Annotated in this window: 2 protein-coding genes and 2 pseudogenes; 3 read left to right on the top strand and 1 reads right to left on the bottom strand. The window is 50.0% G+C overall.

Annotated features, from left to right (window positions below):
* The 3 genes and pseudogenes from BHAP_RS10875 to BHAP_RS10865 form a co-directional block, all read left to right on the top strand.
* Positions 1 to 424, top strand: a pseudogene (locus BHAP_RS10875) (integrase catalytic domain-containing protein); the annotation flags it as partial.
* A 71-nt stretch (positions 425 to 495) separates the two neighbouring features.
* Positions 496 to 1275 (top strand): annotated as a pseudogene (locus BHAP_RS10870) (sulfatase-like hydrolase/transferase); the annotation flags it as partial.
* A gap of 138 nt (positions 1276 to 1413) precedes the next feature.
* Positions 1414 to 3477: a glycosyltransferase gene (locus BHAP_RS10865; RefSeq protein WP_094730684.1), complete on the top strand. Its 2064-nt coding sequence runs from the start codon at positions 1414 to 1416 to the stop codon at positions 3475 to 3477.
* A gap of 255 nt (positions 3478 to 3732) precedes the next feature.
* Here the strand turns inward: BHAP_RS10865 and BHAP_RS10860 are convergent.
* A partial coding sequence (locus tag BHAP_RS10860) for a transposase (protein ID WP_211279738.1) occupies positions 3733 to 4071 on the bottom strand: 339 nt, incomplete at its 5' end.

Here is a 4071-nt window from a genome sequence, read left to right as displayed (position 1 = left end):
CGACCTGCTCAACGAGCTGTGGGAACTGGTGCGTGTCAAGGCCAACCTGTTCACCCCGTCCAAGAAACCCATCGCGCGCGAAAGCACACGGGACGGACGCCCCCGCCGCGTCTACGACAGGCCGCGCACACCATGGGAGCGGCTCAAGGAGTTCGACGACCAAGATAGGGCCGCGGGCGGCCCCGGCTTCATCCCCGACGACAAGCGCGAGGAGATCGAACGCACGCTCGCGACCGTGAACCCCGCCGAACTCGTCCGCCGCATCCACGACATCCAAGACCGGCTCGAGGACATGGCCGCCCCGCGCACCGCGCGGCTGGCCAGACGCTCGGGCCCGGACATGGCATACTTGAACAAGACGCTCGCCCGGATCGCGGGCGTCGAACCGGAAGACAACGAAACCCCACCAGCCGATAAGGACTAGGATTTCGCGCTCACCCTAAGTGAGGCACCACTCCGGATTACGCGCTCACTTTCAAATGAGGCACCTCGAGTACACTAGACAGTAATCCACCAATTTCATATCAAAATCATATCGACAATTCGCCATACACCAGTGATTCAGATACATATCACAGTGTCATCGATACTATACAGCAGACTGACCATCCCCAGTTCATACAACTGGTCACCATGCAAAATCACATGCCTTATAACGATTGGTATATAGATAACCAATTTAAAGCTGCAGACATTTCACAGCTCAGTGATGGCGAAAAATACGCAATCGACACATACACAAAAGGCATCAGCATCACAGATCAAGCAACCGCCGATTTCCTTAATCAACTCAATCAGATTGACAAACCGATTACTGTGATTTTTTACGGAGATCATTTACCCAGCATTTATCCAACAGCTGCCAGCGATCCTGACAATACACTCTCTCTTCATGAGACTGATTATTTCATATGGTCAAATCAGGCATCCCCATCAGCTGGAACAAAACTGGATGAACAGAGCAACGCATATGCGTCATCTAACATGTTCATGTCTATGGCCGCAGAGCACATGAATGCAAAAGTTTCACCTTACCTGTCACTACTTACTAAGTTACATGACGTAACTCCTGCACTAAGTCGTTTAGTGTTAGGAGCTGGAGGATTTGGTAATGATACTTCCACAACATATCTCGACGTTAACGGCAATCAAATCGCGCAGCAAGACCTCTCTGAGCAAGCTAAGCAGCTGCTCAATGACTATCGTCTTGTCCAATACGATATGACTGCCGGCAAAGGATATCTTAACGATACTGATTTCTTTGCGGTTCCCTAAATTGAACGGTCTGCCAGGTATGCCTGATCGGTTTAGCATGGTTCAACATAAAACCACATAAAGCCATGCCAAGAACCGATCAGACCCGCTAGATCATCTTCAACCTGAAAATTGCCACGCGTTTGTATAATGAACCCCATGTCGGATATCAATACCAGCAATACTTGGGAAACCGTTAACCGTGTGGTATTCCCCGTCAAAGACGCAGAACTGACTCTTCCGCTGTACGTGACGGCATGGACGCCGTCATATTTGCAAGCATCAGTACTTGATGCGCGAACTGATATGCAAACACTGAATTTCAGCGGAATGAATAGAACTGAATTTCAGCAGATTGTTGCTGAGGCTGCTAAGAAAGCACAATCTTCCAACGCTCAGCTACCAATATCGTCAAATATCCTTTCACGTTATGCTATCGCTTTAAATCCGCATGATCACCTGTCGCTGTGCACGTTCTTTAATGCGTTCCCAGCCGCGTACTGGAAACGCTGGACTCATGTCAAGCAGGTTCGTTTAACGGTCAACGTTACTGGAACGGGCACGCTGACTGTCTTCAAGTCAACTGGACGAGGATTGTATAACCCCGTTTCCACGATCAGCGTCAACACGGCAAACAATAGCGAGCTTCAGCATATTGAAACAGTTATTCCACTAACGAATCTCATGGATGGCGGCTACATTTGGTTTGACGCAGAAAATACGAGCAATACGGATACGTTCACTATTGAGTCGGCACAATGGCAAGTCCCGTCTGCCGAGAAAACTGTGCGCCCGCAGCAAAGCAAATCTCAGTCCACTGTGTCAGTGGCGATTACCACGTTCAATCGACCATCGTACTGTCTTTCGTTGCTCAAAGATATTGCAGCAGCAGATGAGTTACGCACACGCCTTGACACTATTTATTGCGTAGATCAAGGCACCGATCACGTATCTGAACAGCCTGATTTTGAGAGCACCGCACGGCAGCTCGGCTCCCAGCTCACCTATCTTCGGCAGTCAAATTTCGGTGGTTCGGGCGGATATTCGCGTGGCATGTTTGAAACTGTAGAAGCTGGGAAAAGTGACTACGTTCTGCTCCATGATGACGATGCTATTACAGAGCCAGAAGCTATTCTGCGTGCAGTGCAGTTTGCGGATTACACTACCCGTCCTACGTTGGTAGGCGGTGGAATGTTCCATTTAGACAACCGTACCGTACTGTATACGCAAGGAGAACGCCTCGATCGTCATACTATTTGGATGAAGCCTTCGCTGGGTCTGGAATATAATCATGATTTTGCTATGCGTCCGTTACGAGATTCGCCGGAACGTCATCAACGGATTGACGCGGATTTTAACGGATGGTGGATGTGCCTTATTCCGGTTAGAGTGATCAAAGAAATCGGTTTGAGTTTGCCAGTTTTCATTAAGTTTGATGATACTGAGTATTGTATTCGTGCCCGTGAGCATGGATTCCCAACAGTCTGTATGCCTGGTGTTGCTGTATGGCATCAAGCATGGCATGACAAAGATCCTGCCCGTACATGGGAGGAGTATTTCTTCCAACGAAATCGCTGGATTTTCGCGCTTCTGCATTGTCCGAAGCCTACGAACCGTATGATCTTTGAAATGCTCTATGGCGATCTCAATGTAGGGTTACGGTTCCTGTATTCTGCGATGGCGCTTCGCCATCAAGGTATTAAGGATATTCTCAAAGGACCAGATTATATTGTCTCATCCATGCCTAGCAAGCTGGCAGAGGTTCGCAAAGAACGGGCTGCGTTCGAGGATGCACAAACGTCCAACGATCTCGATACTTTTCCCGAGCCGATTACTGAATTCGTCTCCCCCACGAATCATCCGCAAGCTCGTTCACAGAATACGAAGAATGGTGTGCGGAGTATTGTCAGGAGTTTGCTCGGTTCAGTTGATGCTTCGCATGCTCAGGCACCCGATGTGGCAATACCTGCGAAAGATGCATTCTGGAGTTCATTCTCCGGCATTAATTCAGCACTAGTAACCACGCCTGACGGTAATTCAGTAAGCTGGCTAAAACGCAATGATACAACATTCCGCCGCAACATGATTGAAGGGTTACAGCTCGCGAGAAAATTCCACCATGAATTCGATACATTAGCGAAGCGATATCGCGCATATAATCTTGCTAGCTTCGATGTTTGGCGAAGCATTTTCTCTGGCGAACGTGAGCACAACGAACGCTAGTTCGTGCTAATAGTTATGTGGGTGTTGCCAATGTATTAGCATTGGCAACACCCACATAGGCTCACAAACAACAACCTACACTACGCGTTGGGCTTCTGTATTCGCGTAATAGTCAACGCACGATCAGAAAGTAACGCATAGTCACGATTCTTCTTGTCACGAATAACGAACGTGCACGCATTATCATCCACTGCCACTGCCGGTAGTGCCCGGATTCTTGCGCACTTTGGTCTTCGCCCGGCTCTGCGACGATGATCAGTTCGCTACTGGTACGCTCTCACCGAGCCGGGACATGTCGAGGTAACGGCGCGTCGACCACTCGTTCGAGGTCACGTAGCGGACGCGCGCGCAGACGAGCATCAACGCGCTCCGCCCGTCCGGAAACGAGCCGACCACGCGCGTGCGTCGCCTGATCTCGCGGTTCAATCGTTCGATCATGTTGTTCGTACGGATGCGCCGGCGATGTTCCCTCGGATAGTCGTCGAGCAGGTAGGTCGTCGTCTCGCTAATGCCTTCGCGCAGGCATTTGGCAGCCTCTCTGAGCTTCCTTGTCTCCAGTTCCTTGGCGACGGATTCCGCCTTCTCCAACGCCTT

It is taken from the genome of Bifidobacterium hapali, from assembly GCF_002259755.1.
Classification (GTDB): domain Bacteria; phylum Actinomycetota; class Actinomycetes; order Actinomycetales; family Bifidobacteriaceae; genus Bifidobacterium; species Bifidobacterium hapali.
This window is presented reverse-complemented; position numbering and strand designations above follow the sequence as displayed.

Excerpts from the sequence above, each read along its gene's own strand:
- BHAP_RS10865 (WP_094730684.1), top strand. The coding sequence starts at position 1,414 with ATGTCGGATATCAATACCAGCAATACTTGGGAAACCGTTAACCGTGTG.